The following is a 249-nucleotide window of genomic DNA, read 5'->3' on the forward strand; positions in this document are numbered from 1 at the left end:
TCTTTCATTAATTCGTTAACCGTCACAATACCAGCGACCATTATTCCTATTTTGGTGGCGGCGTTTGCGGCCTATGCGCTTGCTTGGATGCGTTTTCCTGGTCGTGCGTTACTGGTGGCGGCTGTGGTGGGTTTGCTGGTTGTGCCGTTGCAAATGTCATTGATTCCGTTGCTAAAAAGCTACAACATGATTGGTGAGTTTTTCGGCGTAGGCTCCAAAACCTATGTGGGGATTTGGCTTGCGCATACG

Annotated in this window: 1 protein-coding gene; it reads left to right on the forward strand. The window is 49.0% G+C overall.

Annotation, left to right across the window (positions count from 1 at the left end; all coding sequences use genetic code 11):
* Positions 1 to 249, forward strand: a 249-nt coding sequence (locus AAEY75_RS16455) for a hypothetical protein (RefSeq protein WP_502944455.1), incomplete at both ends; no start/stop codon positions are given.

Source organism: Psychrobacter sp. TB55-MNA-CIBAN-0194, from assembly GCF_040309505.1.
Classification (GTDB): Bacteria; Pseudomonadota; Gammaproteobacteria; order Pseudomonadales; family Moraxellaceae; genus Psychrobacter; species Psychrobacter fozii.